Origin of the sequence: Pseudomonas sp. M2 (genome assembly GCF_015751845.1) — a bacterium.
Classification (GTDB): Bacteria; Pseudomonadota; Gammaproteobacteria; order Pseudomonadales; family Pseudomonadaceae; genus Aquipseudomonas; species Aquipseudomonas putida_E.
In genome coordinates this window covers 5,120,919-5,134,378 of record NZ_JADOUD010000001.1, presented here as the reverse complement: position 1 = coordinate 5,134,378, position 13,460 = coordinate 5,120,919, and the positions used below count along the sequence as shown (strand labels likewise).

Genomic DNA, 13,460 nt, shown 5'->3' with positions numbered 1-13,460 from the left:
TCCTTACGACAGCTGCAAGCTGGGCAGTTGCTGGCGCTGGCCTTGGGCAAAGGCGTCGAGCAGGCGGCCCAGGCAGGTGGACAGCGCATCGACCCCTTGCAGGAACAAAGGCGACCAGGCATGGCCGGCAGCGCCGCGCACCTTGTCGAGGAAAAAGCGCAGGTGGGCAAGGTCCACCGGCAGGCCCAGGTCGGCAGCCAGTGCCACGGCCTGGTAGGTGCTGAGCAGGTCGGGAATGCGCTGCCCCTGGTTGGCGAAGCCGCCCTGGCGCACTTTGTGCGCAGCCAGTAACCGGGCGGCAGCCTCAGTGACGTCGTTGCCGATATGGGCCAGGCAGGCCAGTGCCTGCAAACCGGCGCGCAATGACACTTCGCCACGGGGGAACGATGCGTAGCCATGGGCCTGCCGGCAGCTGACGACGTAGCGTTCGATGGCCGCGAGGTCTACGCCGCTGTCATCGCCCAATTGCCGCAAGATCGACACGGCCGATGCGGTGGACACCATGTCCGAGCCGCGCCCCTCCCAGAAACCGAAGCCGCCGTCAGGGTTCTGCAGCGAGGCCAGCCAGCGGCCGATCGCCTGGCGGGGCCCTGGCTGGCCAGCGAAGGCACCTGCTGCAAGGCCCCAATTGGTGCAACGCACCTCGGCACCACGGCCTGGCATGTACATGATCCCAGGCTCGTTGGGCATCTGGCAGCCTTCGATCCAGCGCAGGGCCGCATCGCGCGGCTGCTGCGCCAGGCTATCGCCCAGCACGGCAGCCGCAGTGGTCAGCACGTCGGCGGCGGTATCGGCCCGGCGATACGAATAGCCGCCCTGGGGCATCGACAACGTGGCGATGAACGCTGCCACGCCATCGGCCAGGTGCGCCACCGGCTCTCCCAGTGCTTTTAGCGAACCCAGTGCGCAGAACGCCGCCCAGACATCCTCACCGTCATAACCCGCCCAGCGCACGAAGGCACCGGTCGGGCCGCGCAAGGCATCGATCCATTCAGCGCAGCGCTGACGGCTCAGCGGTTGCGCCTGCAATGCCGCAAGGCTTGCGGTGGCGCGATAGGTCGCCCACAGGCACGGCACAGCCGCCGCTTCGCTGAAGCGGAAGCCACCGCAATCCATCTGCTGTGCCTGCAGCCAGCCGATCAGGCGTGGCAGGTTCCATTGCGGCGCCGGCAAGCCCTGGCGAGCCAGCGCTCGCGCAGCCATCACGCCGTAGAAGCAGGCACGGGTGTCGGCCAGGTTGCGTCGGGCGAAATCCGCCGACCAGCTCAGGCCACCATTGGCACACTGCAACCCCTCGAGCCAGGCATACAGGGGCTCGGTGTCCCGCACCTGGCCATGGCACACTTCGATCAAGGTGCGCAGCGCATAGTGGCTGGCCCACACGTCCGCCGTCTGGCCCGGGCACATGGCATAGGCGTCGCCATCGAACAGCGTAGCGATCCAGGCCGCTGTTTCGTCGCACTGTTCAACGCCAACGCCCAGGTCGTGCAGGGTTTCGGTGCAATAAAACGTGGCCCAGGCATCGGAGGGCATCCCCTTGCTCCAGGCAAAGCCGCCATCGCGGTTGCGCCGAGACAGGATGTAGGCCTGTAATACCGGTGCATCAACCTGCTCAAGGCGCCCAACCCAGGCCAGGCTGCGTATGGCCGCATAGGTGCACCACAAGTCCGGTTGGCCGTTGCCCAGGCCCTGCCCCAGAGGGAATCGTGGCGGCGTCATTGCTGGCCACCGACAAAGCGCAGGTTGGTCTTCTTCCAGCTCTTTTGCGACCCGCCACTCTTGTTCAGCGCCGACAGGTTGTTGACGAACAGTACGCGGCTCCAGCGCAGCCCCATGTGCTGCTCGCAGCGCTCCAGCAAATGCGCTTGCAGGCGCGCTTCCTGGCTGCTGTCCCAGACGACGTCACGTTCGAGGATAAGCGCGGCGCTGTCAGCCTGGCGGTCCACTTCGATGACATAACCTGTGGCATCGCAACTGCCGTACACCAACTCCTCGACCGCGCGGATCTCAAGGCCTACGCCAGCCACGCGGACGCTATCGCTGTCACGCCCGTTGATCAGCAAGGCCGGGCTGACCTGGCCTGGCTGCCAAGGCGAGGTGATGGTCACGCTGTCACCGGTGTCCAGACGCAACAGCGGGCGTGCATACAGGTTGAGCGGCGTAACGACGAGGCGGCCCGTGAGCCCCTCGGCCGGGGTGACCAGCTTGCCGTCGGGCAACAGCAGTTCGAAATAGTTGGTGGCAGTGGCCAGGCGCATCTGCACGTCCTGGCCCACTGCGGCCAGCGTGCCGGTTTCGGTACTGCCGTAGCTGGCATCGAAAACATCGCATTGCCACCAGCGCGCCAGGCGTTCGCGCAACGGCTGGGTGTTGACCTCGCCAAGCAGCATGATCGAGCGCACCGACTCGGCGAAGCTGTGCAGCAATCCGCGCTGTTTCAGGTAGCGGGTCAGTTGCACCAGCACACCCGGGGCAATGAACAGGACCGTAGGCCGATACGTGTCGAAGGTGTTGCACACCCGCTCCCAGTCGGTAATACCGGTGGTGAAGGGATAGAGGCGCACGTGGGAAACGTCCAGGTACTCGCAGACATTGGCGATCAGGTCACCTACCGGCACGATGTCCGATGGCATCAGGTTGGCCACCCGCGAACCCGGGCGCAGCACTGCCCGCCAATAGCTGGCGACACTGACGGCATTCCAGATGATGTCTTCTTTCAAACGCGGGGTCGGGGTCGGCTCGCCAGTCGTGCCGGTGGTGGCGTAATACTTGGCCGCCTCGCCCAGTTCCACCGTGCAGAACTCGAGCGGCTGGCCTTTGAGCAATGCCTTGGCGGTTACAGGCAACTGCTGGAAGGCCGGGAAACTGTAAGGACCTATGTTTGCGTAATGGGCGCTGTGTTGTGCTCGCGTCCAAATTGCTTGCAACTTGCGTTCATAAAATGCGGCGTCGGGGACATGCCCCGCCTGCAGCTGAAGCTCGCGTTCCGCGGCCTTCAGCACGCCGTAATCCTGGTCGCTGTGAACTAACATCGACTCGCCCTCTCGAATAAACAGCGCAGAGAATTGGCGAGCGTCCGGCTCAAGTAAAATACTTATTTGAAACCGCCGGTGATAGTCACGAGGTATTATTCAGCAACTTCAGCGGGTAAAACCTGATCAGCAAGTGCGATTTTTCCGAGCGCTATTCATTCCTCGCGCCGTGGATCCGGTGGGATATCAGACAAAGATGTTTTGGGTATTTCCGGGGCATGCCACGGGCTGTTTTCAGCAACCTTGAGACCGAGCGCCGCACACGCGGCGCATCGCCATGGGTTTGCCGCAGACGCTTCAGCGCCCGTGGGCGCAACGCCATACCCGCGCAACATCACTGGCCCGGGCCCGCAACAAGTGCGCGGCATCGGCGCAGGCCTGCTCCAGGGTCATCGGCCCGCTGGCCAGGGCGAATGCCGCATCGATACCGTGCGCATACAGCTGCTGATAGCCTTCACCCAAGGTGCCCGCCAGCACCACCACCGGCACCCCATGGCGCTTGGCGACACGCGCCACACCCATCGGCGTCTTGCCCCGCAGGGTCTGGGCATCGAAGCGGCCCTCACCGGTAATCACAAGGTCGGCACCTTTCACCAACGCATCGAGGCCGGCCAACTCCGCCACCACTTCCACGCCCGGGCGGAACTGCGCCCCCATGAAGGCTTTGGCCGCGAACCCCATGCCGCCGGCCGCACCACACCCTGGCTGTTCCCGAACATCTTGGCCCAACACCTGCGCACAATGGTCGGCAAAGTGGCCCAGCGCTTGGTCCAGGGCCTGGACCTGCTCGGGGCTGGCACCCTTTTGTGGCCCGAAGATCGCCGAAGCGCCATTGGGCCCACACAGGGGGTTGTCGACGTCGGCCGCCACTTCGACCTGAACCTGCGCCAGGCGCGGGTCAAGGCCGCTGGCATCGATACGTGCCAGCCCGGCCAGGGCCAGGCCGCCCTCTTCCAGTGGCTGGCCATCGGTGTCCAGCAAACGCAGCCCAAGGGCACGCAGCATGCCGCTGCCGCCATCGTTGGTAGCACTGCCGCCGATTGCCAAAACGATGCGCTGTGCCCCTGCGCTGAGCGCGGCGTCGATCAGTTCGCCGGTGCCCCAGGTGCTGCTGCGGCAGGCATCACGCTGCGCACTAGGCACCAGTTGGATACCACTGGCCTGGGCCATCTCGATGATCGCTGTGCGGCTTTCGGCCAGCCAGCCCCAACCGGCCTGCACCCACTGGCCGAGCGGCCCGCGAACGGTCTGCCGGCGCAGTTCGCCGTGGCTGGCAGCGACAATCGCCTGCATGGTGCCTTCGCCACCATCGGCCATGGGGCACTCGAGCAGCTCAGCGGTCGGCAGCGCCTCGGCCAGGCCGGCGGCGATGGCACGGGCGACACCGGCAGCATCAAGGCTGTCCTTGAACGAATCGGGGGCGATGACGATTTTCATGGGGATTCTCCTGTCCAGATGGCCGCATGCTGACAGTTGTCCGGCGTCGGGGCCTCGGTCGGATGCACAAACCGGCCGACAGGTCGTTTGGGCAAATGCCTTTTTGCCCAGGTCAATCCGCTGGCAACAGCTGCAACCCCAGATACAGGCTCAACATGCCCTCCAGGCGCAACGGGTCGACCTCGCCCAGCTCGGCAATGCGCTCCAGGCGGTAGCGCAGGCTGTTGCGGTGAATCCCCAGGGTATCGGCGCAGGCCTGGCTCTGGCCATCATGCGCGCACCAGGCACGCAGGGTGGCGAGCAACTGCCCGCTGGCATCCTTGGCACGCACGCGGTGCAGCGGCTCAAGCAGCTCATCCAGCGCATCTTCATTGCGGTGGCGCCACAACAACGCCGGCAGACGGTAACGCGCAAGGCTCAACAGCTGCTCGCCTGGCAACACTTCGCGGCCATAGGCGAGCAGGTCACGAACCCGCCGGTAACCGCGGCGCAACTGCTCAAGGCTCTGCGCCGGGCTACCCAGCGCCATGCGCTGGATCTGCCAGCCGCTGCGCTGCACGCGCTCGAGCAGGCGCACCTCATCCAGCGCCACCCCGGCCGGGCGGCACCACAGCAAGGAATCGCGTGCCGGGCTCACGCACCAACTGTCCGGGTAACGGCTCATCAACCAGGCAGCCAAGGCCTCGGCCGCCGGGCCGGCACGCAGTTCGAACAAACACGGCACCCGTGGCAACTGCGGCTTCAGGCCCAATTGCTGCGCTTCGTCCAGCAGCCGCGGCGAGTCGCCCGTACCACCGAGCAGCAACGCCAGCAGATCATCACAACGCTGGCGCCGCCATTGCTGTTCAACCTGCAAATGGCGCTGGGCCAGCAGCATTTCGGCGGTCATGCGCACCAGTTCGCCGTAGGTGCGCAGTTGCTGTGGGTCACCCGTCAGCCCCAGCACGCCGATCAGCCGCCCATCGAGCATCAGCGGCAGGTTGACCCCCGGCTGCACGCCTTTGAGGCACTTGGCGGCGTCTGCATCCAGCTCGACGATCCGGCCATTGGCCAATACCAGCTGCGCACCTTCGTGGCGGGTGTTGATGCGCCCTGGCTCACCACTGCCCAGGATCAGCCCCTGGCTGTCCATGACATTGACATTGCACGGCAGAATGGCCATTGCCCGATCGACAATATCCTGCGCCAGGTCATGGTCCAGTTCGAACATTCGGTGGTCCTTGAGGGTATTGGGTTTTGGTCGCGAGCAGGCGCGGCACAGGCGACCTTGGCGCAAGAAGCCCGATCATGGCACACGGCTCTATCGCTGACCAAGGCCGAACACGCCCCTCATGAAGCATGGCGCTCCTTCCGGCCGTCAGATCACTGCATCACCCTGTCATCCCAGGCGTCAAATGGTTCCAAGGCCCCCTTTGGAGAATATTCATGACTCAGCACGCCGTGGCTCGCCTCGAGCAACTCGACCCCAAGCGCCCCCTTCGCGTACAAGCCGGCAGCGAAGAAGTGATCCTGATTCGCAGCGCCGGGCAGGTACGCGCCTATCAGGCCAATTGCCCGCACGCCGGAGCGCCGCTGGAAGAGGGCGTGGTATGCAACGGCCTGCTGGTCTGCCCCTGGCACAAGGCCGCTTTCGCCGTTGACGAAGGCGTGGTCTGCGAGCCGCCGGCCCTGGCAGACCTGCGCCGTTACCGCGCATGGGTCAAGGATGGCGAAATCTGGGTCGATGACCAGCCTCTGCCGCATCCCGAGCCACCGCGTCACAGCGATGCGCGCTGCTTCGTCGTCATCGGCGCCGGTGCCGCAGGCTCGGCGGCGGTTGCCACGCTGCTGGCCCATGGGTTCGGCGGTCGCCTGGTGTGGCTCGACCAGGAGCGGCAACCGGCGTATGACCGTACTGCGCTGAGCAAATTCGTGATTGCCGGCGAAATGCCGCCTGATGAAGTGCCAGCGCTGCTTGACGCTGACCAGTTGCGCACAGGCCAACTGGAACGGCGCTCGGGCAAGGTGCGCCTGCTGGATGCCAAAAAGCGCCAGATCACCCTCGCCGACGGCCAGCGTATCGATTATGACGCTGCCTTATTGGCCACTGGCGGCAAGCCGCAACGCCCTGACCTGCCCGGTGCAAGCCTGGCGGGCATCGTGACGCTGCGCTCGCGCGAAGATGCGGCGCGCCTGCTCGATGCCGCCGAACCCGGTCAGCCCGTGGTGATCGTCGGTGACGGGTTCATCGGCCTGGAGGCCGCATCGGCATTGCACACGTACGGCGCACAGGTCCACGTGGTGACCCGCCACGAGGTTCCGTTACGCATGCAGTTGGGTGAACGCATTGGCCGCTCGATTCGCGCGCTGCATGAGCGCAAGGGCGTGGCGTTCCATGGCCCGACCGACATCGAGCGGTTCATCGGTGCGCAACACGTCGAAGCCGTGCTGCTGAGCAATGGCGAGAAAATCGACACGTCACTGGTCTTGCTCGGCACCGGCGTCACGCCGGCCACTGCCTTCGTGCAGGGCGTGCAATTGGCCGAGGACCACTCCATTGCAGTCGACGCCGAGCTGCAGGCCGCCGACCGGCTGTGGGCGGCCGGTGATATCGCGACCTTCCCCCTCACCGGCCGCCCGGTGCGCATCGAGCACTGGCGCCTGGCCCAGCAACACGGTGTCATAGCTGCCGCCAACATGCTGGGCGAGCAACGCCGGTATGAAGACGTGCCGTTCTTCTGGACTTATCAGCATGGGCGTACCTATGAAGTACTGGGGCATGCGCGCGGCTGGGACCGCATCGAGTTTGTCGGGGCGCCGGAGCAAGGCGATTTCATTGCCTTGCAATGTGCAGGTGAGCGGGTGGAGGCTGTGATCGCCAAAGGCTATTCGGATGCCATGGCGCAGTTGTCGCAGCGTATGAAGCGGTCACTGAGCCTGGCTCAGGCGCTTGAGTTGATCGGCTGAACGCATTCGCCCCGCACCAGGCCGGCTGCCGATCATGCAAAAATCAGCTATGGTTTTCTCCACCTCAAATAACAAGAATTTCGTGGAGCGCCCATGGCCGCGCACACCGCCTCACCCCATGCCAGTGAGCTGGCCGCATTCGTCGATTGCCATTTCGCCGAACGTGGCCTGATGCCCGAGCCTGTGATCGCCGAATCCTGGTACCGCAGCATCAACCAGCATCACCTGGACCCTGAACTGCGCCACGTCGACAATATCCTCAGCGCCGCCGAAATCCGCCAGCACCAGGCCCAGCATGAGGCCTACCTGGCCATCGCCAGCCAGGGTGTCAGCGGCCTGGCGCGGCGCGTTGTGGATGCAGGCTTCGCCGTGCTGCTCAGTGACGCCGAGGGTATTACCCTCGATGCCCGCTTGCCGGCCGACCCGCAACGCTATACCCGTTCCGGGCTGATCGTTGGCGCGCGCTGGGACGAGTCGGTGGCCGGCACCAACGGCATCGGCACCGCTCTGGCTAGCCGGCAGGCCCTGACCATCCACCGTCAGGAGCACTTCCTGGCAGCTAACGCCCGCCTGAGCTGCTCGGTGTCGCCGATCTTCGATGCCCACAATCAACTGCTCGGTTGCCTGAATGCCACCTGCCTGTACAACGACGGTCCCAAGCAAGCACAGCACCTGACCTTGCAGTTGGTGACCCTGTACGCACGGCTGATCGAGAACAGCCATTTCCGCGAGCGCTTTCGCGACCGCCTGACCCTGGCGCTGAAACCGCGTGACGAGTTCTCGGACCTGGCGGCCGAGCAGTTGCTTGCGCTGGATGAAGGTGGCCGGGTGATCGGTGCCAATCGGGCGGCCTTCCTTGCGCACAGCGGCAAGTTGCTGGGGGCGCCTGTCGAGCAACTGCTGCACGCCGATATCGACCAACTGCTCGACCTCACCCGTGGCGGCGCCCGCGGTACCCAGTTGCGCGCCCATGCTCAAGCGCTTTTGCTGGACGTCGGCCTGCGCGTCCCCGCCGGCTATCGCCCGCTGCCGGCTGTACCGCCGATGCCCGCACGGGCTCGCCACCCCGGCCTCGAACAATTGGCAGGCCAGGACGCGCAACTGCAACAAAGCGTGCGTCGGCTGCGCAAGGTGCTGGACAAGGACATCGCCATCCTCCTCGACGGCGAAACCGGTACCGGCAAGGAAGCTTTCGCCCGCGCCCTGCACCAGGCCAGCCAGCGCCATGCCAAGCCGTTCGTGGCGCTCAATTGCGCAGCGATACCCGAGTCATTGATCGAAAGCGAACTGTTCGGCTACCGCGCCGGCAGTTTCACGGGTGCCAGCCGCAAAGGCATGAAGGGCAAGCTGGAGCACGCCAATGGCGGCACACTGTTTCTCGATGAAATCGGTGATATGCCTGCACACCTGCAAACGCGCCTGCTACGGGTGCTGGCCGAACGTGAACTGGTGCCACTGGGTGCAGAAACGCCAGTGGCGCTTGATATCCAGGTGATATCGGCGACGCACCAGGACCTGCAGGCCATGATTGGCGAAAAGCGTTTTCGCGAAGACCTTTACTATCGCCTGTGCGGGATGCGCATGAGGTTACCGGCCCTGCGTGAGCGCAGCGACCGCCGCGAGCTGATCGATGCGCTGCTCTCTGGCTTGTCGGCCGGGTCGGGGTTGCGTTTGAGCGCCGAGGCGCATCGTTGCCTGCTGGGCCATGCGTGGCCGGGGAATGTGCGCCAACTGCTCAACGCCCTGCGCCAGGCGGTAGCGCTGGCCGAGGGCGGTGTGATCGAACTGGCCGACTTGCCCCAGGAGTTGCTGGACGGTGCAGCGCCTGCCCAGCCTGCAGCGCTCGAGCAACAGGTGGAAGACCTTCAGGCGCGGCATTTGCTGGAGGTCTTGAAGCGTGAGCACTGGAACATGAGCGCAGCGGCGCAGGCGTTGGGCATTTCGCGCTCGACGCTGTACCGCAAGATGAAGCGGTACGCGATCGTGCAGCCAAACCTGTTGGGGTGACCGGTGCGCCCCTATCGCCGGCAGGCCGGTGCCATGCACCCCAGCGTCTGCATCGCCGGCAAGACAGGGACGCTGGGGTGAAGACTTACCCCTGGATGTACACCACCTGGGTGCGCGTGTACTCATACAGCCCGTGCTTGCCATCCGCCCCGCCGATGCCGGACTTGCGCGCACCGGCGTGGAAGCCCTGCATGGCTTCGAAGTTCTCGCGGTTGATGTAGGTCTCGCCAAAGTCGATCTCGCGGCAAGCCTTCAGCGCTGCATTCAGGTCACGGGTATAGAGCGATGAGGTCAGCCCATACTCACTGTCATTGGCCAAGGCAATCGCTTCGTCCAGATCGTCGACCACCTGGATCGGCAATACCGGTCCGAAGATCTCCTTGCGCATGATCTCCATGTCCGCAGCACAGCCGGCGAGCACAGTCGGCTGATAATGGAACCCGGCGCCGAGGTCGGCGACCTGCCCCCCGGTCACCAACTGGGCGCCCTGCCCTACGGCCGTGCGCACCATCTGCGCCACCTTGTCGAGGCCGGCCTGGTTGATCAGCGGCCCCATGTCCAGATCGGCCTGGCGCGAAGGGTCGCCATAGCGGATGGCCGCCATGGCCTGGCCTACCTTGTCGACGAAGGCGTCGGCCACCTTGCGCTCCACATACACACGTTCGGCACAGTTGCAGACCTGGCCGGTGTTGATCACGCGCGAGGCGACGATGGCTTTCACCGCAAGGTCCAGGTCGGCGTCAGCCAGCACGATCGCCGGGGCCTTGCCGCCCAGTTCGAGGTTGAGCTTGGTAATGTTCGGTGCGGCCGCGGCCATGATCCGCGCGCCGGTAGCCACGCTGCCGGTGAAGCTCACCAGGTCGACACCAGCATGGCTCGACAGCCCGTGACCGACGCTCGCCCCTTTGCCGCCCACCACGTTGAACACGCCTGCGGGCAAGTCTGTCTCGGCCACCAACTGGGCGAACGCGTAGCAATTGATGGGGGTTTCCTCACTGGGCTTGATCACGATGGTATTGCCGGTGAGCAGCGCCGGCGCCATCTTGCGTGCGATGAGGAAGAACGGGAAGTTCCACGGCAGAATCCCCGCCACCACGCCCAGTGGCTTGCGCATCAGGAAGATGTGTTCGTGGGCGCGGTCGCTGCTGAGTACCTCGCCCTCCAGGCGGCGCGCCCATTCGGCCATATAGTCAAGGTAGTCAGCGGTAAAGTTGACCTCGACCTGGGCCAGCGCCGGCACCTTGCCGCCCTCCTGGGTAATGATCCGCGCCAGGCGGTCGGCATTGGCCCGCACCTTGCTGGCGATCTGGCGCAAGTAGCCTGCCCGTTCAATGGCTGTCTTCGCCGCCCAGCCCTTTTGCGCCTTGCGTGCTGCTGCGATGGCGCGCTCCACCTGTTCGGCCGGTGTTTCTGGCACCCGCCCGAGCAACTGGGCGTTGGCCGGGTTGTAGACCTCGATCAGTGCCTCGCTGGGTACAAACGCGTTGTCGATGAAGTTCTGGTAGGTCGTGTCTGTCATGCTCGTGTCACTCCTGTGGTGTGTTGTCGGCCAGGGGCGGCTGGGCGACGGGCTTGGCGCTGAACCGCTGCCACGCATCGCCTTCGGCCTTCAAGTCATGGGCGCGCTTGATCAGGTACTGGTGCACCTGCTCGACCTGCTCGGGTTTGAGGTTGTCGGCGAACGAAGGCATGCCATCGGGTACCCTGCCGCCATAGAGGATGCCGAGGAACATCTGGTGCTTTTCGGCAGTGAGCTTGCGCAGGTCGGGCAGCACACCACCACTGACGGCGTGGATACCGTGGCATTGCGAGCAGTTGCCGTCATACAGGGCGGCCCCGGCAGCGACCGTTTGCGCATCGGCGGTCAACGCGGGCGGCTCCGGTGCGTCGGCCGGTGGCGCCGGCTCACGCAACTTGGCGGTACCGCCGATCTTGTAGGTCAGCACCTGGGCGAACGGCTGCACCCCGGCGCGCAGCGACAACGCGCCGGCGAAGGTGGAAAACGCCCCGCCCCAGCCGGCCATGAACGTCACGTACTGCTCGCCGTCCACCGAATAGGTGATCGGGGCAGCCATCACGCCGCTGGCGGCGGGCGACTCCCAGAGCTTTTTGCCCGAATCGGCGGCATAGGCGATCACCCGGCCATCGGCGCTGCCTTCGAACACCAGGTTGCCGCCAGTGCTCAGGGTGCCGCCGTTGAAGATGGTGATGTACGGCACCTCCCACGCCGGCGCCTGCTTGACCGGGTCCCAGGCGATCAGCTTGCCCGACCAGCTCTTGGCCATGTCCAGCAGGCCTTCGGCGCCTTCAGGCATCATGCCGGTGCGCAGCCCCAACTGGTAAACGCTCTTGAACGGGTTGCGCTTGGGCGCCTCGGGGATGTGCTCATAGTAGGCCGACATGATATGCGCCGGGATGTACACCAGGCCCGTGTCGGGGTTGTAGGACATTGGGTGCCAATCATGGGCGCCCCAGAAAGCCGGGGTCACCAGCTTGCGCTTGCCGTCCTTCCAGTAGGCCGCCGCCTCATCGTCGATGATCGGCCGCCCGGTCTTCATGTCGATGCCTTTGGCCCAGTTGACCGGCACGATGTTCTTCGCCGACAGCAGCTCACCGGTGGCACGGTCCAGCACATAGAAGAAGCCGTTTTTCGGCGCCTGCATCAGCACTTTGCGCGGTTTGCCGTCAATGGGCAGCTCGGCCAGGATCATGTGCTGGGTGGCGGTGAAGTCCCAGGCATCGCCTGGCGTGGTCTGGTAGTGCCAGGCGTATTCGCCGGTGTCGGCATTGACCGCGACGATCGAGGAAAGGAACAGGTTGTCGCCCTTGGCCTGGCTGCGCCATTTCGGGTCCCACATCGAGCCATTGCCCACGCCGATATACAACAGGTTGAGTTCCGGGTCGTAGGCGAACGAATCCCAGGCCGTACCGCCGCCACCCCACTCGACATACGCGTCGCCGTGCCAGGTTTTGCTGGCGATCTCCATGGCTTTGTTCTCGGGCGGCAGCTTGGGGTCGCCCGGCACGGTGAAGAAGCGCCAGGCCTGTTTGCCGGTTTCGGCGTCATACGCAGTCACGTAGCCGCGCACACCGAATTCGGCACCGCCATTGCCGATGATCACCTTGCCGTTGACCACCCGCGGCGCCCCGGTGATGGTATAGCTGCGTTTGTCGTCATCGCGGGTGTCCACCGACCACACGCGCTTGCCAGTCTTGGCATCGATCGCCTCCAGGCGGCCATCGAGCACACCCACATAGACCTTGCCCTGCCACACCGCCACCCCTCGGTTGACCGCGTCACAACAGGCCTCACCGGCGCGGTGGCGGTCAGACTGCGGATCGTACTTCCACAGCAGCGTGCCATTGCGCGCGTCCAGGGCGTACACCACCGAAAACGGCCCGGTGGTGTACATCACCCCGTCAACCACGATTGGTGTTGCCTCCACGCCACGGTCAAGGTCGAGCTTGTAGCTCCAGGCAAGGCCGAGCTGGTTGACGTTGCCCTGGTTGATCGCCTTGAGCGGGCTGTAGCGCTGCTCGTCATAGGTACGGCCGTGGCTCATCCAGTTGCCGGGTTCCTTGTCGGCGTCGATGATGCGCTGGCCGTCGACTTCGGCGGCGAAGGCAGGTGCGCTGCACGCCAGGCTCAAGGCCAGGCAGCTCAGCAAGTGCGGCAGAGGCCGACGGTGCGGGCCTGTTCGATTCATGCTCGGTTCTCCGTTCTTGTTATGGACACCGCATCAGGCGTCGGAACACACAGAGCAACGGCTGTGCCATTGGCACAATGAGCTTGCCAAACCGCCATGCCAGAGCGGTTCGACGCTGCACTGCCGGCAATCGCCAGGCAGCACGGACTGGCGCAACGATGAAACAGCTGCTGCAGACATGACACAGGTGTGCCAGCCGCTCCCTCGGCCCTGAAAAGTGTGTTGACCTGCGTGATCAAAGCCATTGGGGAGCCTGCCGCCGGGGTGCCGGTCCCCCCATTCCCCAATCATCCCGGTATCGTGCGCGCCATTGGTTCTTTCACCTTCGGAG

Annotated in this window: 8 protein-coding genes; 2 read left to right on the top strand and 6 right to left on the bottom strand. The window is 64.9% G+C overall.

Annotation, left to right across the window (positions count from 1 at the left end; genetic code table 11):
* Positions 1–3: 3 nt before the first annotated feature.
* From IWW33_RS23775 to IWW33_RS23760, 4 genes are all read right to left on the bottom strand, one after another.
* Positions 4–1,719, bottom strand: a complete 1,716-nt coding sequence (locus tag IWW33_RS23775) for a prenyltransferase/squalene oxidase repeat-containing protein (protein ID WP_174141181.1) — start codon at positions 1,717–1,719, stop codon at positions 4–6.
* Positions 1,716–3,032, bottom strand: coding sequence for an AMP-binding protein (locus IWW33_RS23770; RefSeq protein ID WP_174141180.1), 1,317 nt, complete (start codon positions 3,030–3,032; stop codon positions 1,716–1,718). The genes IWW33_RS23775 and IWW33_RS23770 overlap by 4 nt, the downstream gene beginning before the upstream one ends.
* 297 nt (positions 3,033–3,329) lie before the next feature.
* Entirely contained in the window at positions 3,330–4,469 is a 1,140-nt protein-coding gene (locus tag IWW33_RS23765) for a glycerate kinase (protein ID WP_174141179.1), read from the bottom strand.
* 112 nt (positions 4,470–4,581) lie between these two features.
* Positions 4,582–5,679 (bottom strand): sugar diacid recognition domain-containing protein, encoded by a 1,098-nt coding sequence (locus tag IWW33_RS23760; RefSeq protein ID WP_174141178.1) that lies wholly within the window; start codon positions 5,677–5,679, stop codon positions 4,582–4,584.
* A gap of 215 nt (positions 5,680–5,894) precedes the next feature.
* Here IWW33_RS23760 and IWW33_RS23755 point away from each other — a divergent pair, with 215 nt between their 5' ends.
* Together IWW33_RS23755 and IWW33_RS23750 are read left to right on the top strand one after the other, a co-directional pair.
* Positions 5,895–7,415 carry an apoptosis inducing factor family protein gene (locus IWW33_RS23755; protein ID WP_174141177.1) on the top strand — a complete coding sequence of 507 codons (1,521 nt, stop codon included), beginning with the start codon at positions 5,895–5,897 and terminating at the stop codon, positions 7,413–7,415.
* A 93-nt stretch (positions 7,416–7,508) separates the two neighbouring features.
* Positions 7,509–9,422: a sigma-54-dependent Fis family transcriptional regulator gene (locus tag IWW33_RS23750; RefSeq protein WP_174141176.1), complete on the top strand. Its 1,914-nt coding sequence runs from the start codon at positions 7,509–7,511 to the stop codon at positions 9,420–9,422.
* A gap of 85 nt (positions 9,423–9,507) precedes the next feature.
* Here the strand turns inward: IWW33_RS23750 and aldA are convergent, their stop codons facing one another.
* Together aldA and IWW33_RS23740 are read right to left on the bottom strand one after the other, a co-directional pair.
* Positions 9,508–10,941: an aldehyde dehydrogenase gene (aldA, locus tag IWW33_RS23745; RefSeq protein WP_174141175.1), complete on the bottom strand. Its 1,434-nt coding sequence runs from the start codon at positions 10,939–10,941 to the stop codon at positions 9,508–9,510.
* Positions 10,942–10,948: 7 nt separating this feature from the next.
* Entirely contained in the window at positions 10,949–13,129 is a 2,181-nt protein-coding gene (locus IWW33_RS23740; protein WP_046786166.1) for a PQQ-dependent dehydrogenase, methanol/ethanol family, read from the bottom strand.
* Between the last annotated feature and the right edge of the window lie 331 nt (positions 13,130–13,460).

Excerpts from the sequence above, each read along its gene's own strand:
- IWW33_RS23765 (WP_174141179.1), bottom strand. The coding sequence starts at position 4,469 with ATGAAAATCGTCATCGCCCCCGATTCGTTCAAGGACAGCCTTGATGCT.
- IWW33_RS23750 (WP_174141176.1), top strand. The coding sequence starts at position 7,509 with ATGGCCGCGCACACCGCCTCACCCCATGCCAGTGAGCTGGCCGCATTC.
- IWW33_RS23740 (WP_046786166.1), bottom strand. The coding sequence starts at position 13,129 with ATGAATCGAACAGGCCCGCACCGTCGGCCTCTGCCGCACTTGCTGAGC.
- IWW33_RS23755 (WP_174141177.1), top strand. The coding sequence starts at position 5,895 with ATGACTCAGCACGCCGTGGCTCGCCTCGAGCAACTCGACCCCAAGCGC.
- IWW33_RS23770 (WP_174141180.1), bottom strand. The coding sequence starts at position 3,032 with ATGTTAGTTCACAGCGACCAGGATTACGGCGTGCTGAAGGCCGCGGAA.
- aldA (WP_174141175.1), bottom strand. The coding sequence starts at position 10,941 with ATGACAGACACGACCTACCAGAACTTCATCGACAACGCGTTTGTACCC.
- IWW33_RS23775 (WP_174141181.1), bottom strand. The coding sequence starts at position 1,719 with ATGACGCCGCCACGATTCCCTCTGGGGCAGGGCCTGGGCAACGGCCAA.
- IWW33_RS23760 (WP_174141178.1), bottom strand. The coding sequence starts at position 5,679 with ATGTTCGAACTGGACCATGACCTGGCGCAGGATATTGTCGATCGGGCA.